This window comes from Psychrobacter sp. BF1 (assembly GCF_019279065.1).
GTDB classification, from domain to species: domain Bacteria; phylum Pseudomonadota; class Gammaproteobacteria; order Pseudomonadales; family Moraxellaceae; genus Psychrobacter; species Psychrobacter urativorans.
Genome location: NZ_JAGYWV010000001.1, coordinates 63,061 through 87,739, shown reverse-complemented (window position 1 = coordinate 87,739; position 24,679 = coordinate 63,061). Strand labels below are relative to the sequence as shown.

Annotated in this window: 21 protein-coding genes; 13 read left to right on the top strand and 8 right to left on the bottom strand. The window is 40.7% G+C overall.

What is annotated here, in order from left to right; genetic code table 11:
* Positions 1 to 109 precede the first annotated feature (109 nt).
* Complete coding sequence (locus KZA12_RS00370; RefSeq protein WP_201623151.1) at positions 110 to 655, top strand: DUF2799 domain-containing protein; 546 nt, start codon at positions 110 to 112, stop codon at positions 653 to 655.
* Between the two features lie 370 nt (positions 656 to 1,025).
* Here the strand turns inward: KZA12_RS00370 and KZA12_RS00365 are convergent, their stop codons facing one another.
* From KZA12_RS00365 to KZA12_RS00355, 3 genes are read right to left on the bottom strand one after another with little or no spacing between them, the layout of a single operon-like run.
* Entirely contained in the window at positions 1,026 to 1,427 is a 402-nt protein-coding gene (locus tag KZA12_RS00365) for a biopolymer transporter ExbD (RefSeq protein ID WP_218688840.1), read from the bottom strand.
* 59 nt (positions 1,428 to 1,486) lie between these two features.
* A complete protein-coding gene (locus KZA12_RS00360; protein ID WP_218688839.1) occupies positions 1,487 to 2,152 on the bottom strand; it encodes a MotA/TolQ/ExbB proton channel family protein in 666 nt (221 codons plus the stop codon).
* Positions 2,153 to 2,192: 40 nt separating this feature from the next.
* A complete protein-coding gene (locus KZA12_RS00355; RefSeq protein WP_218688838.1) occupies positions 2,193 to 3,239 on the bottom strand; it encodes an energy transducer TonB in 1,047 nt (348 codons plus the stop codon).
* A 499-nt stretch (positions 3,240 to 3,738) separates the two neighbouring features.
* Between KZA12_RS00355 and KZA12_RS00350 the strand changes: the two genes are divergently transcribed.
* From KZA12_RS00350 to KZA12_RS00335, 4 genes are all read left to right on the top strand, one after another.
* Positions 3,739 to 4,791, top strand: coding sequence for a siderophore ABC transporter substrate-binding protein (locus KZA12_RS00350; RefSeq protein ID WP_218688837.1), 1,053 nt, complete (start codon positions 3,739 to 3,741; stop codon positions 4,789 to 4,791).
* A 79-nt stretch (positions 4,792 to 4,870) separates the two neighbouring features.
* On the top strand, positions 4,871 to 5,965 hold the full coding sequence (locus KZA12_RS00345) for an ABC transporter permease (protein WP_201623146.1): 1,095 nt from the start codon (positions 4,871 to 4,873) through the stop codon (positions 5,963 to 5,965).
* Between the two features lie 177 nt (positions 5,966 to 6,142).
* A complete protein-coding gene (locus KZA12_RS00340; RefSeq protein ID WP_218688836.1) occupies positions 6,143 to 7,219 on the top strand; it encodes an iron chelate uptake ABC transporter family permease subunit in 1,077 nt (358 codons plus the stop codon).
* Between the two features lie 109 nt (positions 7,220 to 7,328).
* Entirely contained in the window at positions 7,329 to 8,099 is a 771-nt protein-coding gene (locus KZA12_RS00335; RefSeq protein WP_201623144.1) for an ABC transporter ATP-binding protein, read from the top strand.
* A gap of 22 nt (positions 8,100 to 8,121) precedes the next feature.
* On the opposite strand, the gene KZA12_RS00330 is transcribed toward KZA12_RS00335, so the two are convergent.
* Together KZA12_RS00330 and KZA12_RS00325 are read right to left on the bottom strand one after the other, a co-directional pair.
* A complete protein-coding gene (locus tag KZA12_RS00330; RefSeq protein WP_218688835.1) occupies positions 8,122 to 9,444 on the bottom strand; it encodes a PepSY domain-containing protein in 1,323 nt (440 codons plus the stop codon).
* Between the two features lie 162 nt (positions 9,445 to 9,606).
* Entirely contained in the window at positions 9,607 to 11,649 is a 2,043-nt protein-coding gene (locus KZA12_RS00325) for a TonB-dependent receptor domain-containing protein (RefSeq protein ID WP_218688834.1), read from the bottom strand.
* A gap of 765 nt (positions 11,650 to 12,414) precedes the next feature.
* On the opposite strand from KZA12_RS00325, the gene KZA12_RS00320 reads away from it, so the two are divergent.
* Positions 12,415 to 13,821 carry a uracil-xanthine permease family protein gene (locus KZA12_RS00320; protein WP_201623141.1) on the top strand — a complete coding sequence of 469 codons (1,407 nt, stop codon included), beginning with the start codon at positions 12,415 to 12,417 and terminating at the stop codon, positions 13,819 to 13,821.
* A gap of 405 nt (positions 13,822 to 14,226) precedes the next feature.
* Here KZA12_RS00320 and KZA12_RS00315 read toward each other — a convergent pair whose 3' ends face one another.
* Positions 14,227 to 14,892: a TetR/AcrR family transcriptional regulator gene (locus KZA12_RS00315; protein WP_218688833.1), complete on the bottom strand. Its 666-nt coding sequence runs from the start codon at positions 14,890 to 14,892 to the stop codon at positions 14,227 to 14,229.
* Between the two features lie 309 nt (positions 14,893 to 15,201).
* Here KZA12_RS00315 and uraD point away from each other — a divergent pair, with 309 nt between their 5' ends.
* The 7 genes from uraD to KZA12_RS00280 all read left to right on the top strand — a co-directional run bounded on the left by uraD (position 15,202) and on the right by KZA12_RS00280 (position 22,335).
* On the top strand, positions 15,202 to 15,723 hold the full coding sequence (uraD, locus tag KZA12_RS00310) for a 2-oxo-4-hydroxy-4-carboxy-5-ureidoimidazoline decarboxylase (RefSeq protein ID WP_218688832.1): 522 nt from the start codon (positions 15,202 to 15,204) through the stop codon (positions 15,721 to 15,723).
* A 98-nt stretch (positions 15,724 to 15,821) separates the two neighbouring features.
* A complete protein-coding gene (uraH, locus tag KZA12_RS00305) occupies positions 15,822 to 16,190 on the top strand; it encodes a hydroxyisourate hydrolase (protein ID WP_218688831.1) in 369 nt (122 codons plus the stop codon).
* 286 nt (positions 16,191 to 16,476) lie between these two features.
* A complete protein-coding gene (locus KZA12_RS00300) occupies positions 16,477 to 17,757 on the top strand; it encodes a urate hydroxylase PuuD (RefSeq protein ID WP_218688830.1) in 1,281 nt (426 codons plus the stop codon).
* 1,049 nt (positions 17,758 to 18,806) lie between these two features.
* The gene (gene puuE, locus KZA12_RS00295) at positions 18,807 to 19,787 is read left to right on the top strand and encodes an allantoinase PuuE (RefSeq protein ID WP_201623136.1); all 981 of its coding nucleotides are present in this window, start codon (positions 18,807 to 18,809) and stop codon (positions 19,785 to 19,787) included.
* A 327-nt stretch (positions 19,788 to 20,114) separates the two neighbouring features.
* Positions 20,115 to 20,675 (top strand): ureidoglycolate lyase, encoded by a 561-nt coding sequence (locus tag KZA12_RS00290; RefSeq protein WP_201623135.1) that lies wholly within the window; start codon positions 20,115 to 20,117, stop codon positions 20,673 to 20,675.
* Between the two features lie 196 nt (positions 20,676 to 20,871).
* The gene (locus KZA12_RS00285; RefSeq protein ID WP_201623134.1) at positions 20,872 to 21,708 is read left to right on the top strand and encodes a bifunctional allantoicase/(S)-ureidoglycine aminohydrolase; all 837 of its coding nucleotides are present in this window, start codon (positions 20,872 to 20,874) and stop codon (positions 21,706 to 21,708) included.
* 153 nt (positions 21,709 to 21,861) lie between these two features.
* Positions 21,862 to 22,335 carry a hypothetical protein gene (locus KZA12_RS00280; protein ID WP_218688829.1) on the top strand — a complete coding sequence of 158 codons (474 nt, stop codon included), beginning with the start codon at positions 21,862 to 21,864 and terminating at the stop codon, positions 22,333 to 22,335.
* 166 nt (positions 22,336 to 22,501) lie between these two features.
* On the opposite strand, the gene KZA12_RS00275 is transcribed toward KZA12_RS00280, so the two are convergent.
* Positions 22,502 to 23,365, bottom strand: a complete 864-nt coding sequence (locus tag KZA12_RS00275) for a tetratricopeptide repeat protein (RefSeq protein ID WP_218688828.1) — start codon at positions 23,363 to 23,365, stop codon at positions 22,502 to 22,504.
* Positions 23,366 to 23,867: 502 nt separating this feature from the next.
* Positions 23,868 to 24,611 carry an amino acid ABC transporter ATP-binding protein gene (locus KZA12_RS00270; RefSeq protein ID WP_218688827.1) on the bottom strand — a complete coding sequence of 248 codons (744 nt, stop codon included), beginning with the start codon at positions 24,609 to 24,611 and terminating at the stop codon, positions 23,868 to 23,870.
* Positions 24,612 to 24,679: the final 68 nt, after the last annotated feature.

Here is a 24,679-nt window from a genome sequence, read left to right as displayed (position 1 = left end):
ACAACACAACTATCCAGGCTAATAGCTACTATAATAACAATATACAAAAAGTTGCTTTGATAAAAAAATGCTATGATAAACGATAATTTCAAAGCTGCGGAGGTTTATTATGTCTTATTTTCTTACTATAGTAGCTACCCTAAAGCCCCTATTGACTCAATATGCAGCCTCTACTATCACCAAATCAAATGTGGCCTTAGTAATAGCGAGTGCTGGCCTGTTGTCTTTGTCAGGCTGCGCCACTACCCAAAGCTTAACTCCACAGCAATGTCAGGCCAGCAATTGGCAGCAAGTAGGCTATGCCGATGGGGTCAACGGTCGCTCGGGGGCTTACTTCGGTCACTATACTAATAGCTGCGCTAATGTGGCCGGCGCCACTCCTGATCGCATCTTATGGGAACAAGGTCGTCAGCGAGGGTTAAAGCAATACTGTACTGAGCTGAATGCCTATAAGATAGGCCGTGAAGGCTATAGCTGGCAACCTGTTTGTCCACTCGAGGGCATCGATAAGCTAGAAGAGGCTTATGCGCAAGGACGCTACTATTACATTCGTCAACGTGACCTAGATTATTTGCGTTCACCTTACCCTTTCGGTTACGGTAATCGTCTAGGTTATAGTCGCTATGGGTATGCGCCATTTGGTTATGGCTGGTAAGACTTTATACAAATATCGGTAAATAAGATAAAGAAAGCCTCGCAAGGTGAACCCAGCGAGGTTGGAGAAGATTGCTATTATTTTATTTATTTTTCTTATTATCCTAGCTATATTTTTACTAATTGCGCTACTAATATATATCACTGGGCTGTTTTTCTGACTGCTGCTAACTGCTCATTCAGCTTGCTGTATTGAGTATGCTTTAGTGAGCATGATGTAGTAAGCACAGTAAGCTTAGTGCAATTAATATAAGACAAGCTTAGTTTGACTTAGGATCTCACTGCTCTAAAAGTTAGTTACTGGCTTTCAATACCAATGTTGACTCAGTAGGTTTCAAACCTAATAATTAAAAACCAACCGCCATCATCTACTATTCATTCACAAAAGCTATCTTAGTCAGACCCGCCTGACTAGCGGCGGCCAATACTTGCGCGACGCTATCGTACTTACTTTGCTTGTCAGCGCGCAGTTGCAGCGAAGGGTCTTTACCGGTATTCGCCTCTTGCTGTAGCCGAACCTCTAACTCTGCCATACTAATCGGATCACTGTCCCAAAATATACCCGCATCTTTGTCTATGCTAATTTGAATAGCTTCTGCTGGTTGCTCATTCAATGCCGCATTAGTCTTAGGTAAGTCTAAAGGTACTGTTGGATTCAGTACGGTGGCAGTCAATAAGAAGATAATCATCAACACTAGCATAACGTCAATCAGCGGAATGAGGTTCATCTCATTCATACTCTGTACGTCATCATTACCTAGTTGAAAGGCCATAATTTTCTCGATATATTCTTAATGTAATCTCAATTAATTTTCAGTTATTACTTCTGCTGCTATGAGCTAGAAGCATTACGATACTGACTATTGGTTTCTACTGTTTGCGCAGGAGCTGACTTTACTGCTGTTTCAGTACGTATAGAATGAGGCGTAGAAGGTATAGTGACTCCAGCAACTGACTCAGAAAGCAAATCATGAGCTCTATCATTAGCATGATACATAATGCGGCGATTGACACGTACTGCAAGGTTATAAAACACTACTGCTGGGATAGCCACGGCAATACCTAAACCTGTCATAATGAGTGCTTCGCCAATCGGCCCTGCTACTTGTCCCAATCCTGCTTGACCCGTCGCACCGATATTGTGCAGCGCATGGAAGATACCCCATACTGTACCGAACAGACCGATGAATGGGGCAATCGCCGCAGTAGTACCTAAGATAGGCAAGCCGCGCTCACTATTATAACGATAACGACCGATATATTTTAGCAGTGCTTGCTCAATCACCAATCGACGTGTTGCAGCATCAGCCCCGGCTAATTCAGGATATTTTGCTTGGATCTTTTGAGTCAAATCACCAGCAACGCTTATCGACATCTTACGGCTTTGAATCACTCGCACGATACCTGTTACCCAAGAGATGACAGATAAAGCTAGTAATAAGAAAAATAGACTCTTAGTAACTATATCACTGTATTGCCAGTAGTTTGCAAAGTCCATTTCAGACCCCTTAGTTGTGTTTTATAGACGTTATTGATTATTAAGGCATTTTATAAGTAACTGATAAAGTCACGTTACCAACTCTTGGCATACCATCTTTAGTAAAAGGTTTAAATTTCCCTTTGCCTGCTTGTTGTACTGCGGTTTTGTCTAACAAAGCATTGCCCGAGGAACTCGCCACTTTTACGCTTTCGATGTCACCTTGTTTGTTGACACGGAATAATAGTCCTACGGTAAAGCTATCCCCTGATCTAGCGCCTCTTTCAGCACGAGAAGGAAAACTAAAGTTAGGCGGCGATCCTGCCCAATCGGCGTTACCAGCAGTAAAGCTCATAGGCTCGTTGTTAGCGGCCTCAATTTTAGCCTGAGCTTTTGCAGCTGCCTTAGCATCAGCTATATCTTTTGCTCGTTTGCTATCAGCAGCTGCCTTAGCATCTGCTATATCTTGTGCTCGTTTAGCATCAGCAACTGCCTTAGCATCTGCTATATCTTGTGCTCGTTTACTATCAGCAACCGCCTTGGCATCAGCCATATCTTGTGCTCGTTTACTATCAGCAACTGCCTTAGCATCTGCTATATCTTGTGCTCGTTTAGCATCAGCGCTTGCTGTAGATATCCTACTCTTAGTAACGATATCTAACGGTTGTTCATTGACTGGCTTTGCAGCAGCAGGCGCTTGTTTTGCCGTCTTAGCTATAGGCAGCTTAGGCTCATTGGGTTCAGTCTTTTCTTGGGTTACCGGTGCTATTATTACTTTTTTGCTAGCAGGTTTGATTTTCTCGATAGCTTTTTTAACTACTTGTGGCTTAGCAGCAGCGACAGGTTTGACTTTAGGCTGAGCTTTAACCTGTAATACGGGCTCTGGTTGCGCTATTTCTATGCTGTCAATCTTTAGTGGTTCAATTTCGACAGGTGGCGGTAGTAGCTGTATTTCGATAGGAGGCAAAGCTTTGGGTGGCGCAGTAATAGGCTTAGGTGGATTTACCATCACCAATGCCATAGCGGTTAACAGGTGTAGTATTACTACTATGCCGATAGCAGCCACTATCAGCTTGAGCGATGATGTATTGGGATTTGTTGAGGCCATAACACCTTAACCATTAACTAAATTACAGTGAATTAAAAATAGCATAGTAATACAAACGATAACCATTATCAATAAATATAATAATTTTATTGACTGCTGCTGTTAGCTGCTATTTACTACTACTCTCCTACTGTTTTAAGAGGCTATAGCGATCTATAGCTAGTCTGTTAATAATAACCATTATCGTTTTTGTTGATAAATATTCTTATTTGCTTTATCATTACCCCTTAATAAGTGATTATCTAGCTAAGGTTTTATAGTAAATAAACCGCCTCTATAATGAACTTTAACGCTATTAATTTTAGTGCTATTAACTTTAGCATTATTAACTTTAGCATTATTAACCTTAGTCCTATTAAACTTAGTACTATTAACTTTAGTATCATCGAGCATTGTTTTAGCGCCCTTCTCTATAGCGCTAAGCAGGCTCTTTTTTCTTTTTACTCTGACCAGTAGCTTGTTAGATGCTGATCATAAACCACGATATACCGAGTTCCTTATGTCTGTTATTACTGCCTACAATCCCAATACTACCACCAAAAAACCTCTATCTAAACGCCCTCTATTAGCCGCTATGACCACGGCACTGATGCTTAGTATCAGTTTAGCGGGATGCTCATCAGCGGATACGACTCAGGACGACACTAAAAAAGAAAATAATAGTGCTGATGCGACCTCGAACAGTACTACTAATGATGCGGTTGCCGTGACTACTATCGATGTTGATACCGTTAAAGGCAAAGTAAGCCTGCCAATTAATCCTTCGCCTATCGTGGTTTACGACATGACCTTGATGCAAGATTTGGCCGCGCTAGAAGTAGCAATCGATGGTAAGCCGAGTGGTCTACACTTGGATAATCTACAATCAAAAGTTCAGCCAGACCCCAAAGAGATGGGTACGGTCTTTGAGCCTGATTTAGAAGCGTTGAATGCCATGCAGCCGCAAGCTATCTTAATTGGCTCGCGTATGGCGGAAAAATATAATGAGCTATCGAGTATTGCGCCAACCTTAGATATGAGTATTGATACTGCCAACATCTATCAATCAAGCAAACAACGCTTACATGATTTGGGTGCTCTATTTGGTAAAAGCGATCAAGCCCTAAAACTACAGCAAAATATCGATGGCCTTATCAAGCAAACCCAAACCTTAAGTAAAGATAAAGGTACTGGCTTAGTAGTCATGGTCAACGGTAATAAACTATCCGTTTATGGCGATAAGTCGCGTTTTGGCTTTATTCATAGTGTCCTTGGCGTGCCTATGGCTGACAATCAAATAGCTGATGCCCGTCATGGCCAGCCCGTATCTTTTGAATATTTACAAAAAGTGAATCCTGACTGGTTATTCGTAATAGATCGTAGCGCTGCTATTGGCGAGGATAGCGTCGGTGCCAAAGCCGTACTAGATAATCCTTTAGTCGCTCAAACAAAAGCATGGAGCAAGCATCAAGTGGTCTATTTAAGCCCAGATTCTTACTTAGCATTCGGTGGTTATAACCAATGGATGCAAGATTTGACAGCTATTAAAACGGCTTTTACTAATACTAAGTAGTGGTGAGTTGCGCGAAAAAATGTCTTTTCCAACGTAAATTAATAGCCATCCAAATCCATGCTGTGGGCCATAAATAGCTATGTCATTATTCTCTACTCGTCATAATAGTAAGCTTAACAATACTACTGGCTTGAGTGCCACCTCCTCGTGGCGTTCGGGTTACGATAATAGTAACGGTCAAAAACGTAAAGCGGCCTTGCCACCTTGGGCAATAAATAGCGCTAGTTTTTTGATAATGACCTTATTGATATTACTGAGTCTGTCTATCGGTGTCGCAGACTTTTCGTGGTCAGGCATACTAAAAAGCCTAATCAATCATAATGCTAATGCCGACAGCTCCCTGATGCTCGTTAGCCGTCTGCCACGTACTATCGCTATTATTCTAACTGGTATAGCAATGGCCGTGGCTGGTATGATTATTCAAGTGGTACTAAAAAACCGTTTTGTCGAGCCTTCTATGGTTGGCGCCACTCAAAGCGCTGCCCTCGGACTATTAATAGTCAGTTTACTGTTTCCCGCCAGCGCTCTTATTGTCAAAATGAGTGTAGCGACCATCGCTGCGGTCATTGGCATGATGATATTTATGCTGCTGATTCAACGCATTCCCCCTACTGACTTTTTGATGATTCCCCTTATTGGTATTGTATTTGGCGGTATCATCGATGCAGCCACCACTTTTATTGCTTATCAGACTGAGACTTTGCAGATGCTCAGCGTTTGGCAATTTGGTGATTTTTCTAGTGTGCTAGCTGGTCGTTACGAGCTGTTATGGCTAACGGGTGGTCTATGTGTCATTGCTTATATCATTGCCGATAAGCTCACTATCGTAGGCCTAGGTGATAATATCGCCTTGAACTTGGGGATCAGTAAGCGCCAAGTGACTTGGATCGGTGTGGCTATGGTAGCGATGATGAGCGCTGTAGTAGTAGTCACCGTTGGGGTAATTCCATTTATTGGTCTAGTGGTGCCTAATATCGTCAGCCGCATCATGGGTGATAAATTACGTCGCAGCTTGCCAGCCGTAGCTTTGCTTGGAGCATCAGCAGTATTGCTCTGCGATATCATCGGCCGATCTATCCGCTATCCATTTGAAGTACCAGTGGCGACTGTGTTTGGAGTAGTAGGTACCTTAGTGTTTTTATGGTTACTGTTACGTGCCCCTAGCGAATCGTAGCTTGCCTATAGACAACTAAAAACTCAGACTACTAATGCTAAAGAAAACCCTTATATTTATTATTTTTTATAACTAGGGTCTGTTTTAGCTTGTTGTATCAACGGTCAGTATAAAGGCGTCGAGATTTGGGCCAACTATACTGACTATATTTACCATCCCCATTTATAAGATTAGCGTATGCCTTCTCCTTCTAATGCTAGCGATATAGATGCCGACAGTGATGCCGCTGCTGCTTATGTTGTTAATGCTACTACCGATGCTAATATCAATACTGGTTTTTCTCGCCAGCTCTCCCTTTTATGGCAGAGGCTAAGGGCGCATCCTTGTTTGCTCGCAACTGTAGTATTAGTAATTTCAGCACTATTATTCTTAACCGTTAATGTGCATGGCCATTGGGACTTTGCCTTACCTCTACGTAGCAAAAAACTACTAGCGTTGATGGTCGTCGGTTACGCTATTGGCGTTTCTACTTTACTTTTTCAGACCTTGACTCATAACCCTATTTTGACACCGTCATTATTAGGTTTTGACTCGCTATACGTATTGCTACAGAGCTTACTAGTGTTTTTCTTAGGAGCGATCAGCTTTACTAGTCTTAATCCAGTAGCGAAGTTCGGCCTTGAGATTGGCTTGATGTTTGGTGCTTCGTTATTATTATTCCGCTTGCTATTCTCTAACACTAATCAGGATTTAACCCGCTTAATCTTAGTAGGGGTTATTTTTGGGGTATTATTTCGCAGCTTGTCCTCATTGATAGCGCGATTGATTAATCCCGACGATTTTGTGGTGGTGCAATCAGCCAGCTATGCACAGTTCAATACCGTCAACCCGCAATTATTAACTATTAGCATTCTGCTCTGTGTGCTTACTGGAATAGCGATTTGGCGCTGGCGGTATCAGTGTGATGTGCTGATGTTAGGTAAGCCGCAAGCTATCAACTTAGGTATCAATTATCAGCGCTTAGCCTTTAGGCTATTGACTGTCATCTCGATACTAGTAGCAACTGCTACCGCATTAGTCGGTCCGGTGACCTTTTTTGGATTGTTAGTTTGCGCTTTGACCAATAGAATCGCCAGCAATATGTCTCATAGTCAGCGCCTGATATTGGTTAGTTTAGTGGCTATGATCTGCTTAGTGCTTGGTCAAACTATCTTTGAGCAACTGCTCGGTATGGCTGGGGTACTATCGGTAGTGATTGAGTTGGCTGGTGGCGTAGTGTTTTTATTATTGATATTTATCAACCATCGTCGCTAATTAGCGTCGTGTTAACACTAAGCTACTATTCTTGTGGTTGTCAGCATCGTTGACAGTGTTATTAACACTATTTAAGACCTCTAAAATTTATCTTTGAGCAAGAGCTATTATGATTAATATCACCGGCGTATCGCATCACATTGGTAAGCAGCAAATCCTACACGATATAAGCTTAGCACTGCCACCCTCGCAGGTTATTGCTTTGATTGGTCCTAATGGCGCGGGTAAATCAACGCTATTTTCGGTGATGGCACGCTTACAACCTTTGCAGTCTGGACGAGTGAGCTTTGCGCTGGCTGACGAAGTACGTGATATCGTCAGTTGTGATGCCCGTAAATTAGCCACTACGGTAGCGATGCTAGGTCAAGACAATCAAGTTCAAGGACGGTTGCGGGTGCATGAATTATTGATGTTCGGGCGCTATCCTTATCATCAAGGCCGACCAACAGCGCATGATCAACAAAAAGTCGATGAGATTATTGAGCGCTTCGAGCTTGAGCCGTTAGCTAGTAGGTTTTTGTCCACTCTATCAGGGGGTCAACGACAACGAGTACTGATTGCGATGATTGTCTGTCAAGATACCCCTTATCTACTGCTCGATGAGCCGCTTAATAATCTGGATATGTACCATGCTGGACGTCTAATGCGCGAGCTACGTGAGTTGAGTCATAGTCAGCAAAAAACTGTAGTTATCGTCCTGCATGATATCAATCAAGCCGCCCAGTTCGCTGACACTGTAGTGACAATGAAAGAGGGGCAAGTAATGGCGGTGGGTAGTCCTATAGACGTCATTACTCAAGCAACGATGAAACAGCTATATAATGTCGATGTTACGGTACTCAGTCATCAAGGGCGTCCTGTAATCATCGATACGGTTTAATTTTGATAGTTCCATATTTAAATTATCTCAGCTTTGCCAAAGATTTTAAGCGTTGTTGCCGCCCTTTCCACCATAAATACACGCCAGTACCAGACAGTACTGCTACCGCCAAACCAATCAATGCTAAGAATATTTGATAAAGCAAATGACCTATACCGTGACTAATATGTCCCATATGTAAGGTAGATAACCATTGGTCAGCCTTATTACCAAATGAGGCATTCTGATAAGCAAAGTTAACGCGCTCGATACTGCCATCTATTGCATTGACGGTAATTGAGGACGCGCCACTTTTTTTACCGATATCTTTATCAGTTTTAAAGCGCAGTTGCCATTGATTGTCTTCTTCTACCCAACGAATACCGAGTAATTGTGTGACCTTTAGACCATTTTTTTGTGCGGCGATATTCGCTTGCTGACTTAAATAATCAATGCTGTTGGCTTTATTAACCACCTCAGCACCCCTGTCATTAGCTGATAGCTGAAGCCCTGTCAAAGCTTGTTTGTCTAATTTACCAGCTCGATTGGGTTTATTATCCTTACCTTCTGCGCCTTTAGATTCTTTGCCTTCAAGTCCTACCACGACTTGCATTACAGGCTTATAAATCTGCTTTAAATTAAAACCCACACTTGACCAGGCAATCACAAACAACATCAGCCACAACCACAAGCCAAACGCATGATGCACATCATAGTTCAGCTTAAAGGTATTGGTTTTGGTACGGATTTTCCATGCCGGTAGCCAGCGCTTTAATGCAGGAGCACGTTTTTTAGCAGATCCTTGAGGTGATAGATGATTTTTTTTAATGGCGCGTGGAAAGGTTAAATAAAAGCCAATAAAGCAATTAATCGTCCAAACTAATGACACAATACCTAATATCAGCTTGCCAATATCACCAAGCAATAACTCACGGTGCAACCAAAACACTTTCCACATAGTATTGTGCCATGCCCATTGGTCTTTATCACGTGCCCCAATGATATCTGCAGTGTAAGGATTGATATAGACTTCTTGGAACAAGGGTTTAGGTACTCCCTTTATATCCCCCTTATCTCTATCAACCTCGAAGACCACGGCTCGGTTAGGCTCAACAGCTATAGGCATAGTTGAAAAGCTATATTCTGGATAGCGAGTAATCACCTTGTCATGAAGGCTAGCAATAGAAAATGGCGGTGTCTGAGTTTTGTCAACATGCGCCAAACGCTGATTAAAGATATCATCTAATTCATGGTGAAATGCTAGTAGCGAGCCTGTAATAGCGGCAATAATTAAAAAACCTGCTATAGCAAGTCCGGTATAACGGTGAATCCATAGACAAGTTTGGCGGGTGTTAAATGAAATCATTGGTTATTATTCTTTATTGGTTTTAGAAGTAAAGACGAGGCCTAGAACAGATCAAAAAGCATATCGCGATATAAAAAAAGCCAGCTCTCATTTATAAGTAGCTGGCCTTTTTATTTATCAACTCGTTGTTCTACAAGCCGTTATTTATCCGTCAGTAGTGATTTAGAACTGATAGCTTAAAGAGGCTTTAATGTTACGACCTTGTTCAAAGTCAGTAACAGTATCATCAGCGGTATTTAAGCGCGATGAGTGGCTAGCGTAAGCTTCATCAAAGAGGTTATATACCCCAACCGTTGCTTTTACATTCTCAAGTTGACGTGGTGTATAATTCATATATACATCGTGAACATCATAATTCGGCTTAGTATTTTGCTTATTGTCTGTGATTGATGCAACATAAGTACTGCGCCAGCCTAAACCAACCACATCATTTGGTTCATAGTTCAAGTTCACCATGAAACGATCGCCCGAGTTAGAATTACTGCCCGTTACGGATGGAATACTATCGCCTGTTTTGTCACCTTTACTACGCGCACGGGTATAGCCCAGACCCATACTAAAGTTATTCATTTTGTAATCAGCAGCAAGCTCGACCCCTTTAATTTTAAAGTCTTCATCTTTATTTACTGCACCTTGACAAGCACCACCAGATTGTCCAGTTGCACAGTTTAAGCCAACACGAGTACCGCCCGAACGTACAAACTCAATAAAGTTTTCAATATTGGTTTCAAAGTACTTACCACTAAGTTGCAGCGCATCGCCCGCTACGCTTAGGTCGCGCAACGTTTTGGCGATACCAATCTCAGCATTAGAGCCTTCTTCTGCCTTTAAGTTATTATTGACATAAGTATTGCCACCGTCCGAATTAAAAATGGCTTGGCTCAAATCAGGACCATTAAATAACTGCGTGTAGCTGGCAAATACTTGGGTCATTGGCGCAATTTCATAGCTGGCAGCTAATGCACCGACGACATTGTTATAGGTTTTGCCGGCAGATACAAACTCAGGAGATTCATAGCGGTCATAACGGACCCCAGGCGTTAAGGTTAGTTTGCCGTTTTGCCATTGGTCCTCTAAATATACAGAGGTATTTTTTGCCGAATCACTGCCACTTTTAATAAAGTCCCGCGACATCTCTGATTCTTTTTTATAGTGCTCAACCCCCGCAATCAGCTTGTGCGTGCCGATATTAGTGTCGATAATACTAGTGTTTTGAACTTTCCCACCAATAGTTTTAACCTGCGCATCAAACTCAAATCCTGGATTGGTAATATAGTCAGAATCACGTAAAATACGAGTTTTGGTTTGATAAACGTTAGCATCAACATCAACTAACTGGCTTGCTGGATTATAAGTATAATCTAGCCCATAGGTATCACGTTTGACATTTTGCGGTATTGGAGCGTCATTGCGACTAGGAAAATCTGGGCGGAATGGGAAAGTCCCTTTCTTTTCAGTACTGCTAAAGCTTGCGCCTAAGCGATGATCCTCTGCGATCGAAACCCCTGCTTTTAATAAAATGTTTTCACCCTTGCTATCTTCAAACAGCTCACGACCGTTACCATCCTCACCTGAATTGGCATCACGCTTACCATAATAAGCGAGTAAATCAATATTATCGGTTGGTGCGCCATAGACGGTCGCTGACGTTAATAACTCATCATTATTACTGGCATATCCAGCGTGCAATTTGGCACCAATTTTTTGACCCGGTTTTAGCAGATCTACCGCATCAACAGTCTTAAAAGCAACAGCACCACCTAATGCATCGTTACCAAGCGTCACTGAATTATTACCCACCGCCACTTCAGACTGCTTTAATAAATCAGGGTCGATGGTCACATCGCCCATATGATAAAACAAAGTACCTTCTTGTCGAGCGCCATCAATCGTTACTTTCAAATTGGTATCGTCAAGCCCGCGCACACGGATACGCTGATTGACCGTTGAGGTGCCGCCCACAGTAACCCCTGGGATGACATTCAAAAAGTCACTTAAGTGATCGGCTTGCTGTGCTGGCGTATAGTCCTCGGTATAGACAGAATCTTCTTGTACCTTTCCTCGTACTGAACTGTTTGCAGTCACAGTAATTGTCTGTAAAGAAGTGCTGGGCTCTACTTCTGCATTGGCCATTTGTGACCCTAATACTGCGGCTATACCTATAGATAATACGCTTAAACGACTGGAAAATAATACGGCACTCATAGTTGACTCACTCAATATAATTATTAATAAAATGGGCGCTATTTTTGATAGCGACTTTAGTCTTCGAGTAAAAATAAGGGCATTCGAGTACGAATAAGTGTTTTTGATGACACTTACTTCAAGCTCTAAAATGTCTTTAAGCAGATGATAAGGTTAAAAATAAACTTAATGATAATTATTAACATTTACATAATGCGCAGTATAATAACCAATGATTAACCATTAAGCAATATACAGATAAAAAGTTTTTTAGAGCTGCTTGTAGGCTTAGAATCATATTTACCAATTATTGTTTGTCAATAAGTTAAGGGTATTCATAAACTATATTGTCAATCGCTCAGCAACAATGACCTTGGCGCATATATCGTTAGTTATTGTTTTTAAAGCATAAAAATATTCTATCTAATTATTTAGTAATTTTATTATTACTATAAACAACGATTTTTAGCTTTACTTTCAAAAAATACTTTATATTTAATAAAAAAAATCATTGCAAAGGCTTACCTTTTCCCTATATCCTAGAGAGGACTGACTAAATAGTCAGGTTTATTAATAACTCATTAGCAATATTAATAATCAATTGTCGACTAATTTATTAACTAGCACAAGGACGAGTGCGACTCTTTGCTGCTGTCATAAGGTCAAAAATTGTATATGACAGATTAGATATTCAAATAGAACTCAATATTTAGTAATACCCATTGTTTGTTTATTCAGAACTTTAGTGAAGATAGGACTGCGAACTTACTTTAAAAGGAAACTACTATGAGTGATGTTCAAGGAAATCCCGATCTACTGTATGGACTGCACGACCGTCCTGCACCATTAAAAGCATTTTTAGGCGCTGTGCAGCACGTATTAGCCGCATTTGTAGGTGTTATTACGCCCTCCCTAATCATTGGTGGCGCTCTAGGACTGGGTGAGCATATCCCCTATCTTATTAGTATGGCCCTAATGGTATCTGGGGTTGCAACCTTTATCCAAACTCGTAGAATTGGTCCTGTTGGGTCAGGATTAATGGCGTTACAAGGTACTAGCTTTGGCTTCTTAGCGGCAGTACTTGCGGCGGGTTTTGTGGTAAAAAATCGCGGTGGTAGTCCTGAGGAGATTCTATCCGTAATCTTTGGGGTTACCTTCTTAGGTGCCTTTGTCGAGATATTTTTAAGTCAGTTCATCACTAAGCTTAGATCTTTGATGAGCCCTATCGTCACGGGTTGCGTCATCGTTACTATTGGTCTGTCATTGACCAAAGTAGGACTAACCGATCTCGCAGGCGGTGTTGGTGCTGAAGATTTTGGTAGCATCGCGAACCTAATGTTAGGCGGCGGCGTATTGGTCAGCGTAGTACTGATCAGTATTGTTAATAACAAAGTGATTCGCTCAAGCGCTATCTTTATTGGTCTGATGTTAGGCTTAGTAGTAGCGGCATTTATGGGTCGTATTGACTTTTCCTTAGTCTCACAAGCACCGCTATTGACTGTACCAATCCCATTCAAATTTGGTTTTAGTTTTGATTGGCAAGCCTTTATTCCTATTGCCTTTATGTATATCATTACTAGTATTGAGACTTCAGGTGACTTGACTGCAACGTCGATGATCTCAGGAGAACCTATCAAAGGTCCTCTCTACGAAAAACGCATTAAAGGTGGGGTATTAGGTGATGGTGTCAACTCTGCCATTGCTGGCATCTTTAATAGTTTCCCAGTAACTACTTTTAGTCAGAACAACGGCGTAATCCAAATGACGGGTATTGCCAGCCGCTATGTTGGCTTCTATGTTGCCGGTATTCTATTCTTTATGGGTCTATTCCCTATTCTAGGCGCTATCTTTACTCAGTTGCCAAAACCTGTTGTAGGCGGTGTAACCCTATTGATGTTTGCAACTGTAGCGACTGCTGGTATTCGTATTTTATCAACAGTAAACTTTACTCATCGCAATATCTTGATTATCGCCACCTCACTAGGTCTTGGCTTAGGAGTTGCTTTTGTACCTGATGTATTTGCCCAAATGCCACAAATGTTCCGCAATATCTTTGGCTCAGCAGTTACTATGTCAGGGGTAATAGCTATTGTGCTCGATACGATTTTACCGAAGAACTTCGGTGTGGAATATGATGATAAAGAGCAGAGATTACAAGATGATATAGAGCCTCTTAGAAAGAATGTCTCTTAAGCTACTTCATTACAGTATATTAGTTAATCAATACAAGGCGTAGTAAAGTAACTTTGCTGCGCCTTAGTTCTCATTTAAGCCAACTGCGCTCTAGGCAAGTTGCAGCCCCTGTTGATTAGGCTGATTAATTATCCTGTTAGTAAGGCCCTTACCCTTAACTTAACAGCTAGCATCAGTACAAGCTTGCCAATTGATAGTTATACCAAAGCTAATTAGGATGAATTAATTTTATAGGTCAGTATATAGACAGATACCCTAGTTGGAACTGTTATAAAATAAAAATAACCAAAAATGTCCAGTAGTATTTAAAACCGTTAAGGAGATGATCAGTAATAGCTGCTGACAGCCACTGACAGCCACTTAGCTAAGCTAGTCACTACCTTATTATATTCTATTCATCTAACTTTATTCGATGCCACAACCGCGCAAAATAAACGGCACTAAGAAGTCGGCAGCACGCGCTTCATCTTCTTTATCATAGGCATCTTTTTGCAGTAGACCAATGATTTCTGTTTCAAATTCGGCATAACGTTGTGTAGTGGCCCAAATAAGTATCAGCAGTTGTAAGGGGTCAGCAATACCAATTTTGCCTTGTTCATGCCAAATGGTCATAACTTGAGCTTTATCAAGCGCCCACTCTTTCATCGTCGTTGACATAAAGTCATGTAAGTGCGGTGCACCACCGATTACTTCGACTGCGAACAGTTTATGACGATTAGGATGAGCAAAGGCTTGATGCAATTTAGTACGTACAAACTTTTCTATTACTGTTTTAGGGTCACTATCTACAGTCATAGTCACTAAGCCCGTGTTCCATTCTTCAATGATGGAGCGCAGTACTACTTTATATAGATTTCTTTTATTTTTGAAGTAATAGTGAATATTGGCTTTGGGTAGCCCAGCGCGATCAGCGATACCTTGCATAGTAGCACCACGGTAGCTTTGCAAGACGAACTCTTCTTCAGCAGCGCTTAATATAATGGCTTGATTATGCGCACGAATATCGTGTTGGCTGCGATGAGCAGTTGCTTCCGCTGCGACTATATTTTTGCTTTGATTAGTTTGAGTCATAACAGTCATAACTTAATTTATTTGAACAAATTGGATAGAAAATACATTATCTTCCGTCTCTAAGCTGTATTTATATAAGAAAATGCAAAAAATACAAGTTTTTATGGCAGATAAGGCGACAAATAGAAATTTTTTGTATAAAATAGTTGACCAAATGGTCAGGTTTTAGCACAATAGATAATGTTAAACCAAATACCAATTAATTAATATAACTTTAATAGCTGATTTGTTTGTTTAGATCTCCCTTGCTCGATACTATGAATGAGCTTTTATATCGCCCCAAATAAATTACAAGAAAAGGAAGTCACTATGAGCTTAACTCTAGCCCAATTCAATGAACTGCCAAATGCAGACGCCACGGCAACCCTTCTAACTTGCTGTACTAGTAGCGCTTGGGCACAACGCTTAGCTGCTGCGCGTCCCTTTGCAGACATCGACGCTATGCTTGAGGCCAACGATGCTGCTTGGAATGAAGCGCAAGCTAGCGAAGCCAATCTTATAGAAGCTTTTGATGGGCATCCACAAATCGGTAACGTCAACTCACTAAAAGAAAAATATCGCAATACTCAAGACAGTGCTGCTCACGAACAATCAGGTGCAACAGATGCTGAAGACCAAGTCCTAGAAGACTTAGCTCAAGGCAATCAAGACTACCTTGATAAGTTTGGCTTTATTTTCATCGTCTTCGCTACCGGCAAAAGCGCTCAGCAAATGCTAGATCTATTGTTAGCTCGTCTGCCTAATGATCGCGATGCTGAATTAGCTAATGCCGCTGCTGAACAAAATAAAATTACTCGTCTGCGCATCCAAAAACTATTTGGCATCGCTTAACTCATTAGATAATAGATATCATAACGGCAGTCGCTACTTGCACAATACCTGAGTGGTGACAACGTTTATACCAATCAACTTAAAGCAAAGGAAACATTATGTCTGCAACTTTATCATCACATATTCTAGATACTCACCTCGGTAAGCCTGCTGCTGATATCGCAGTAACTCTACATCGCATTCAAGATGGCGGCAAAGCAACATTACTAGCTAATGGCACTACTAACAATGATGGTCGTGTTACTCCAGACAGCTGGCAGTTTGATAGTGCAGTAGAAAGCGCTGAGCAAAACTTGAGTAATGGTCGCTATACTTTGACTTTTGATACTCAGTCTTATTTCGATGCGCAAAAACTAACCGCTTTTTATCCCCAAGTTATTATTGATTTTGTAGTCAGTGATGCTAGCCATTATCATGTCCCACTATTACTTAGTGCCCATGGTTATGGTACTTATCGCGGTTCGTAATTTAGAAATTTAATTTAAAAACTAATCGTGTTATAGCACTCAGACACGGTTTTAGCCATCAAATAATATCATTATAGACAGCTAATACGGGTGACTTTTATTATTACTCTTTGTTATAAATAGCAAAGAGTAATAATAAAAAATTATTTATCTTATGACATTTATGCATCAATAGACATAGATTAGTAGATATCTAAAATGGCATGGAAACGCTTGTAATTTTATTCAAGTGAGAAAAGTCATTATAAGTTGCCAAGACCTAGCAATACAAAAGGACACTTGCCTCATGGGCGCATATCTTCTCGATTGGTTAGCTTTATTCTTCCGCTGGTTTCACGTCATCGCTGGTGTGGCATGGATTGGTGCGTCATTTTACTTCGTATGGCTAGATATGAGTTTGCAAAAGCCACCAGAATGGAAAGCCAAAAAAGGTATTTCAGGTGATTTATGGGCAGTACATGGCGGTGGTTTCTACGAAATCGCTAAGTACAAGCTTGACCCTGAAGAGATGCCAAAGACTCTACATTGGTTTAAATGGGAAGCCTACACCACTTGGTTGACCGGTGCGGCGATGTTGTCTATCGTTTATTATGCCAACGCAACAGCCTACTTAGTCGATCCAAGTAAAGTCGATTACGGCAGTAATATTGGTGCTATTGCTACTAGCATTTTATTCTTAATCGGTACCTACGCTATTTATGAAGTGATTGTACGTAGTCGTATCGGCAAAAATAAGATGACTTTTAGTATCACCATCTTTATCTTAATGATTATTGCAACTTGGGGTTCTTACCAGCTGTTCAGTGATCGTGCCTCGTTCATCCACGTTGGTGCCATTTTAGGTACTATCATGGCGGGTAACGTATTTTTTGGTATTATGCCGGCTCAGCGCGCACTAGTAGATTGTGTACGTCGTGGCGTAAAACCAGGTCCAGAAGTACAAGATTTAGCATTAATGGCTAGAAACCGCTCATTGATGAACAACTATTTTACCTTACCCCTAATCTTCACCATGATTAGTAATCACTATCCAATGATGTATTCATTTGGAGATGGCAAAGGGTGGTTGGTTCTAGTATTCGTTGGTGTTATCACGGCAACTGCTCGTCATTACTTTAACCAAAAGCATTTGGGTCATAGTGAGCCAAAATACTTAGTTATTCCTGCAATAGCTACGTTAGCCTTGATTTTCTGGATGCGCCCAGCACCTATTGAGCCTTTACCAGTTCCACCAGTAGCGGCAGCGCAGCCAGTAGCTGACGCAGCTCCTGCTGCTGGTACTGCAGTTGCTCCTGATGCTGCAGCGGTACCAGTTGCTGCTTCGGCTGATGATGCCGTCATTGGGATTGTGCAAGCAAAATGTAGCGTTTGCCATATGGCACAACCAACGCAAGCCGGGTTCAATGCCCCACCAGCAGGTATTATCATTCAGACTCCTGCTGATATGAAGACTTATCAAGCTAAGATTGTCACTGCAGTGCAAACTGGTTATATGCCATTAGGTAATATCACTAAGTTAACTGATGAAGAGCGTGCACAAATCGTAGCTTATACTTCAGGACTTTAATTTTAAATTGTAAAGCTTGATGACCATTCTATCTAAAATAATAGCCAGTCCATGACTGGCTATTATTTTGTCCTGATATGAGTGGCTTGATTACAGCGGTTAGCGCTTTTTTTGTTCGCGCCTCGTGGCTGTCGTTCATCAGTAAGCTTGCGATTATCATTTTTATCAAGACTATTAGTACTATCTTGTCTATTAGTACTATTCTGTCTATTACCACTGTCTTAATGCCAATGCTGAGCAAACTTTGCAAACTTTAAAGGTATAGTTTCTTGCTAGGAGCAGCTCTAGAAGTTATTATTTATTGGCTAGTAATGCGTCAATAGGCCGTTACTCCTAACTCAGTACCAATGTAGCAGTGCTTGGAATTTAAACTGATAAATACCTACAAACTACCGTATAAAGGTACTGATAACTGCTTTTTACTAAATATTATCGATATTAATGGATAATTATCTTGACCAAATGATCAGATAGACATACAGTAAAGCAATGTTGTTATATAACCTCTGTCAAAATAAATATGACTGGTTAAGGTTAGCCTTTAAAAGCAAATAAACCATACCTATTGGTATTTAAAATGCTATTATTTTAGGCTACCTATTGTTGCAAGCCACTACTTATTTCTAGCAAATAAATAATGCGTCCAGTTTGATCCTGTTATAACGACTCACCTCGTTACTATCTGAAAAACTCAGTTTTACCGCAGCTCTCGAAGCTGACTCTAGATCTGTCAGATACTATCTACAGCCTAACCGAACGACATCTAAAACTTATTCAGTTATACCTACGCTTTTATTATTGAGTAAACATTTTTCAAGTCATAACCTTGAATATTAAGTGCCAACTCGTCAATTAAATCGCGCACCTAGAAATACCAATACCTACAATCAGCATGCTGATATCTTAAGTATAGTAAGCTTTACCCTAGTAGGTTAAATCTTCATAAGCAGGGTTCTACGCACTCCAGTGTTGTCGACTCATTATGATAAATAACCCTACGCATTAAATTGATTTAATAACTACTCTGTTTTTATAAAGGAATATTGATAATGACTCAGAAAATCACCAGCGACTTTGATCAAGCTGCTTATCCTCGTGACCTAAAAGGCTATGGTGATAATCCACCAAATGCTAATTGGCCGGGTGGGGCAAAAATAGCCGTGCAGTTTGTACTAAATATCGAAGAAGGCGCTGAAAACAGTGTACTTCATGGTGATGGTCAATCAGAGCGCTTTTTATCTGATGTACTAGGTACCCCAGAATTTAGCAATCGCCATCAGTCTATTGAGTCAGCATTTGAATATGGAAGTCGGGTTGGCGTTTGGCGTGTGCTAGATGTGTTTAAAGAGTTTGGCTTGCCTATTACTACCTTTACTTGTGCCGCTGCAGCTGAAAAGACTCCACATATCATCGAGCGTGTTCTAGAAGACGGACATGAAGTAGCTAGTCATGGTTTGCGCTGGATTACTTATCAATATATGTATCGTGAAACTGAGCGTGAACATGTACGCGCTGCCACTAAAATATTTGACCGGATGCTTGGCGGACAGCCATTAGGCTGGTACACTGGTCGTGATAGCCCTAACACGCGTGAGCTAGTCGCTGAACATGGCGGTTATATCTATGATTCTGACTCTTACGCTGATGAGCTCCCTTACTGGCTGAATGTCAAAGTACAAGACGGCACGAGCCTAATTCGCAAGCCGCATCTAGTTATCCCTTACACCCTTGAAACCAACGATATGCGTTTTGCTTCAAGTCCAGGATTCACTAACGCTGAACCTTTCTATCAGTACCTAAAAGATAGCTTTGATACCCTATATGAAGAAGGCGCTACTAAGCCTAAAATGCTGACGATCGGTCTACATTGCCGTATTATTGGTCGTGCTGGTCGTATCACTGCGCTCAAACAATTTTTGAAGTATATCACTAGCAAGCCTGACGTTTGGGTATGCCGCCGCGACGAAATCGCTAAGCATTGGTATGAAAATCATCCTGCAACTGCTGATAACACCGCTAACTGGATGTAAGCTCTGAAGCGTATCATCGCAGTAATAAGCACCTACGTAGTAGCTATCACGTAAGCCCAGTGCTGATATGCTCAAGGTGGTTTATACCTCACTGATTCAACTGCTTAAATACTCTATCTTGTGTCCAATATTTGCTTAGCATGAGTAAGCAAATATTGTTAACACTCTGCCTGATGGTTTAATAAAATGATCAGCAAACTGCGGATAAACTGCCTAACTTAGCGATCGTTCAATACTGCAAAAAGCTTACAAATAAAAAAATAATATCGTTATTGACCACTGACGGTCTATAACCTAATAAACCATATCATTAGAAAAGGCTACGTTATGAAAACAACGATAATTGCTAAACCTCTAACCAAAGCGGCATTTGCACCTTATGGTTCAGTTATTGAACCTTACGATGACCAAGAAAAATGCCCTGAAAACAGTTGGGATATCAATCGCGGCTACGCTTGTCGTCATAACGCCATCTCAAAAGTTGGTCATGACGGTGGCGAAGTTGGTTTTAGTATTTTCCGTACCAAAAAACGTGACTGCCCTATTACCTTATCAGTGATGGAATACCATCCGTTTGGTACGCAAGCCTTCTTTTCTATGAATGGCACAGACTATCTAGTTGTGGTAGCCAAAGCTGGCGATGCGCCTAAATCAGCGGATGATTTAGAAGTATTTTATGCCCGTTCATATCAAGGTGTACAGTATGATGCCAATGTTTGGCATCATCCGCTACTGGCGCTAAAAGCGGATTGTGATTTCTTAGTAGTCGATCGTATCAATGGCGATGGTAATAATTGTCATGAATTTGAGATTGACGATTGGGAAGTTTGCGTTGATGTCTCTACTGAGGAAGCTAAGTCAAATAGAGCAAAGGCTAATGCTGTTTAGAAGTTATATAAATAGTATTTTGATTGTGCTTTAATTTGACTGTGCTCTAATTTTACTGTGCTCTAAAAAGCTCACTAGTAGCAGACATAGCAACAATCGATATAAAAAAATATTAAATAAAATTCTCTAGAATAATCATTAAGATTTTTAGAGAAACAACACTCTGTTTTAACGAACACAACAAGGAAATTCAATCATGTCAACTAAAAGTACTTATTACGCCCCTACAGGCGGCTTGCCTCCTCAAACACAGTTACTATCTGACCGTGCTATCTTCACTGAAAGCTATGCGATCATTCCAAAACGTGTACTAACTGACATCGTCATTAGCTATTTACCTTTTTGGACAGGTATGCGCATGTGGGTGCTTGCACGTCCACTTTCAGGTTTCTCTGAAACCTTTTCACAGTATATCGTCGAAGTAGCACCAAATGGCGGCTCAGAAAAGCCAGAGCTAGATGCCAATGCTGAAGGTGTAGTATTCATCGTTGAAGGCGAAATGGATATCACTATAGAAGGTGAAGCGCATCATCTTGAGTCTGGTGGTTATGCATTTTTACCACCTGGCTGCAAATGGACGCTAAAAAACAATAGCGACAAGCATGTTAAGTTTCATTGGATCCGCAAAGCTTATCAACATTGTGAAGGTATTGACGTTCCTGAAGCTTTTGTTACTAGCGATCATGATGTTGAAGCTATTGAAATGCCAGGTACTGATGGCGTATGGACCACTACTAGATTTACTGAGCAATCGGACATGCGTCACGATATGCATGTAAACATTGTGACTTTCCAGCCAGGTGGCGTGATTCCATTTGATGAAACTCATGTTATGGAACATGGTTTGTATGTACTAGAAGGTAAAGCGGTATATCACTTAAACGGTGAATGGGTTGAAGTTGAAGCGGGCGACTTTATGTGGCTACGCGCATTCTGTCCACAATCTTGTTACGCTGGTGGACCTGGTCCATTCAGATACTTGCTATATAAAGACGTCAATAGACATATGCCGTTTATTCGTCCAGTAAAATAAGCAAGATAAAGGCATAATCGTTCATTCGAATAGGTCATTGATTACTTTTTAAAGTACAACCAAAACCTTTAATAATAAGGCCAGCTAATTGCAATTAGCTGGCTTTTTTGCGTTTAGTTGCCTCATAATGCTAATAAATATAGAACAACAGCGATGCTCATTAAAAATCAAATCTCTATACAAGCCAAACGTTTGAGTATGGCATTGTCCTTGCTAGTACTGTCTTCATTGAGTACCGCAGTTGCGCCTTTAGAAAGTAATTCTGTTATGGGGTTGGATATACAAGGTCAACGCTTAAACCTTTATGATGGCTGCCTAGAAGGTTATGTCAGTTGTGATAGTATGCTATTGGTTGCACCAGATTTGGCACGTATGACTTTTGCGGCACCAGCAGAAGAAGGGCTTAATAGAGTGCTTTATAACATAAAGCTTTATCACGCCAAAACCATGTATAGCACCTGCAAAGATAGTGTGACGCCTTGTAGCTTTCAAGGTTATAGCTTTGATGGTGAAGATATTAATGGCTTTATAAATCCAACAAGCCACGAAATCACTATACATAGTAATTGGACGGATGACAGTCGAACCCTTCTCAATTCAATAAGCGTCCAATTAGGGATTATTTAGAATATTAAAACTAACGGTCTATTATCAGTAGTTCCGCAAAGACAGTCTATTTTAAGTAGTCTTTTAACTGGTTAATGAGTCTGATTAGGTAGTTCCATTGAGGTATACCGTAACTTCGCATTGAAGGTACTAGCTTAAAAGCGAAGGTATTAAGTTCAGTCATTATCTATAATTCACTCAAACTATAATAATTATCACATCCTATCTGCTTTCCATTGTCACAACTTTTTTTAAACCATTCTTTTGCGTTGATACTGTTACTCTTTACACCTTCCCCTTTAAGATACATAAGACCAAGATTATATTGTGCATTTGCATTATTTTGCTCAGCAGCCTTTGTAAACCAATCTACTGCCTTAACATAATTTTTTTCTAATCCCTCGCCTAAGTAGTATATAAGACCAATGCTATATTGTGCATCTGCATTATTTTGCTCGGCAGCTTTTATATACCATTTCATTGCCATATTAGGATTTTGCGGTACACCAATTCCCTCTACATAATGATAGCCAAGATTAAGTTGTGCTGGTCCATAATCCTGTTCAGCAGCTTTTGCGAACCACTCTATCGCTTTGGTGTAATCTTGCTCGACTCCCTTACCCTCATTGTACATAAGCGCCAGATCATATTGAGATAATGCAAAACCTTGTTCAGCCGCTTTTAGACGCCAATTCGCTGACTCATTATAATTTTGCTGCACACCTTTACCTTTGCTGTACATGTTTCCTAAGTTATGTTGAGATTCCATGAAACCTTGCTCAGCAGCCTTTGTAAACCACTCTACCGCTTTAGTATAATCTTGCTCGACTCCCTTACCTTGTTCGTACATAACACCAAGATTGTGCTGTGCTAAAGCATTACCTATTTCAGCTAGTTCTTGTAAGTCTTCAGCGTCATGGCTTTCCTCTTCAGCCATTAATTGGGCTTGATAGACACTTTGTTCATCAACATGTGAATCCCTTTGACAACTCATCAATGATATAGATAAGAAGGTAATGATTATAGATAATGAGATTTTAAATAAGGTCATTTGATATATTCACTCAGGAGGTTTTATTTATTGAGATTATCATCTAAGTTAGAATTGTAGGGTCTATCTACCACAACATTCTTTATTGTAATACGTTCGATGCCTGTATAGCGCACCGATCACAGATAGAATATGTATGTTAAGTACACCATCAAGTACACTGTGATTATCACAATAATTCAAAACCTCAATACCAGTAGCCTACAGCTTAGCGTTTAAGTCCTCACTAGGGAACCATGCTTATTGCCACAACAGGCGTTATAGTAAGATATTTTAAAACAAAAAAGCCACTGTATCAGTTGCGCTAAAATAGCGATACCTTGAGACAAATATGTTTAACAGATACTAGGGCGTATTGAACATAGACTCATATCCAACTCAAACGATGAAGACTTATATAAGAAGTCTTAGGCTGATAAAAATGAGAAATGAGCCAAAAAAAATCATCAGCTGATTCACTAATGACTTTTTATGACTGAACCCGTTAAATACTTTAGTACTATTACTGCTCAATACGCTGCAAAAACGCTTGAGTTCGTGGGTGCTTCGATAGCTCGAACATTTGCTCAGCGCTGCCCTCTTCTACCACATAGCCATCTTCAATCAATACCACATGATCAGCAACATCGCGAGCAAATTTAATCTCATGAGTGACCACAACCATCGTCCACCCCTCTGATGCTAATTGCTTCATAGTCTCTAGCACATCTTGCACTAGCTCTGGATCTAGAGCCGAGGTTGGCTCATCAAATAATAATAGCGAAGGCTCAATAGCGAGTGCCCGTGCAATACCAATACGCTGCTGTTGTCCCCCTGATAGCTGAAACGGATAGAGATCAGCTTTGTCCGATAGTCCCACTTTTTCTAGTAGCGCTAATGCTTGCGTATGAGCTTGTGCTTTACTCGTCCCTTGTACTACTGTCGGTCCTAAAGTTAGATTTTGGATTGCCGTCTTATGTGGGAATAAGTTATAAGACTGAAATACCATACCAGACTTACGTTGCAGCGCTAGCAAGGACTTCTTACTAGGCTTAGCGCCAAAATCTACTATTAGACTGCCATCATCAAAAGCTATTATTCCTTGATCAGGAGTCTCTAGCGCATTGATACAACGTAAAAAAGTAGTTTTACCAGAACCTGATGGTCCTAATATCACTACTACTTTACCTTTATGAATAGTCAAATCAATGCCTTTGAGCACTTGATTGCTGCCAAAGGCTTTGTGAATATTGGTGATTTGAATCATAAGGGTTCCTGTCAGCTTAGCAGATCTAAAAACATTGGCTCATTATTTAAAATCAATAGTGCTTAATT

What these genes read in the sequence shown, in the direction of transcription:
- KZA12_RS00370 (WP_201623151.1), top strand. Translation starts at nt 110, where the DNA reads ATGTCTTATTTTCTTACTATAGTAGCTACCCTAAAGCCCCTATTGACT.
- KZA12_RS00365 (WP_218688840.1), bottom strand. Translation starts at nt 1,427, where the DNA reads ATGGCCTTTCAACTAGGTAATGATGACGTACAGAGTATGAATGAGATG.
- KZA12_RS00360 (WP_218688839.1), bottom strand. Translation starts at nt 2,152, where the DNA reads ATGGACTTTGCAAACTACTGGCAATACAGTGATATAGTTACTAAGAGT.
- KZA12_RS00355 (WP_218688838.1), bottom strand. Translation starts at nt 3,239, where the DNA reads ATGGCCTCAACAAATCCCAATACATCATCGCTCAAGCTGATAGTGGCT.
- KZA12_RS00350 (WP_218688837.1), top strand. Translation starts at nt 3,739, where the DNA reads ATGTCTGTTATTACTGCCTACAATCCCAATACTACCACCAAAAAACCT.
- KZA12_RS00345 (WP_201623146.1), top strand. Translation starts at nt 4,871, where the DNA reads ATGTCATTATTCTCTACTCGTCATAATAGTAAGCTTAACAATACTACT.
- KZA12_RS00340 (WP_218688836.1), top strand. Translation starts at nt 6,143, where the DNA reads ATGCCTTCTCCTTCTAATGCTAGCGATATAGATGCCGACAGTGATGCC.
- KZA12_RS00335 (WP_201623144.1), top strand. Translation starts at nt 7,329, where the DNA reads ATGATTAATATCACCGGCGTATCGCATCACATTGGTAAGCAGCAAATC.
- KZA12_RS00330 (WP_218688835.1), bottom strand. Translation starts at nt 9,444, where the DNA reads ATGATTTCATTTAACACCCGCCAAACTTGTCTATGGATTCACCGTTAT.
- KZA12_RS00325 (WP_218688834.1), bottom strand. Translation starts at nt 11,649, where the DNA reads ATGAGTGCCGTATTATTTTCCAGTCGTTTAAGCGTATTATCTATAGGT.
- KZA12_RS00320 (WP_201623141.1), top strand. Translation starts at nt 12,415, where the DNA reads ATGAGTGATGTTCAAGGAAATCCCGATCTACTGTATGGACTGCACGAC.
- KZA12_RS00315 (WP_218688833.1), bottom strand. Translation starts at nt 14,892, where the DNA reads ATGACTCAAACTAATCAAAGCAAAAATATAGTCGCAGCGGAAGCAACT.
- uraD (WP_218688832.1), top strand. Translation starts at nt 15,202, where the DNA reads ATGAGCTTAACTCTAGCCCAATTCAATGAACTGCCAAATGCAGACGCC.
- uraH (WP_218688831.1), top strand. Translation starts at nt 15,822, where the DNA reads ATGTCTGCAACTTTATCATCACATATTCTAGATACTCACCTCGGTAAG.
- KZA12_RS00300 (WP_218688830.1), top strand. Translation starts at nt 16,477, where the DNA reads ATGGGCGCATATCTTCTCGATTGGTTAGCTTTATTCTTCCGCTGGTTT.
- puuE (WP_201623136.1), top strand. Translation starts at nt 18,807, where the DNA reads ATGACTCAGAAAATCACCAGCGACTTTGATCAAGCTGCTTATCCTCGT.
- KZA12_RS00290 (WP_201623135.1), top strand. Translation starts at nt 20,115, where the DNA reads ATGAAAACAACGATAATTGCTAAACCTCTAACCAAAGCGGCATTTGCA.
- KZA12_RS00285 (WP_201623134.1), top strand. Translation starts at nt 20,872, where the DNA reads ATGTCAACTAAAAGTACTTATTACGCCCCTACAGGCGGCTTGCCTCCT.
- KZA12_RS00280 (WP_218688829.1), top strand. Translation starts at nt 21,862, where the DNA reads ATGCTCATTAAAAATCAAATCTCTATACAAGCCAAACGTTTGAGTATG.
- KZA12_RS00275 (WP_218688828.1), bottom strand. Translation starts at nt 23,365, where the DNA reads ATGACCTTATTTAAAATCTCATTATCTATAATCATTACCTTCTTATCT.
- KZA12_RS00270 (WP_218688827.1), bottom strand. Translation starts at nt 24,611, where the DNA reads ATGATTCAAATCACCAATATTCACAAAGCCTTTGGCAGCAATCAAGTG.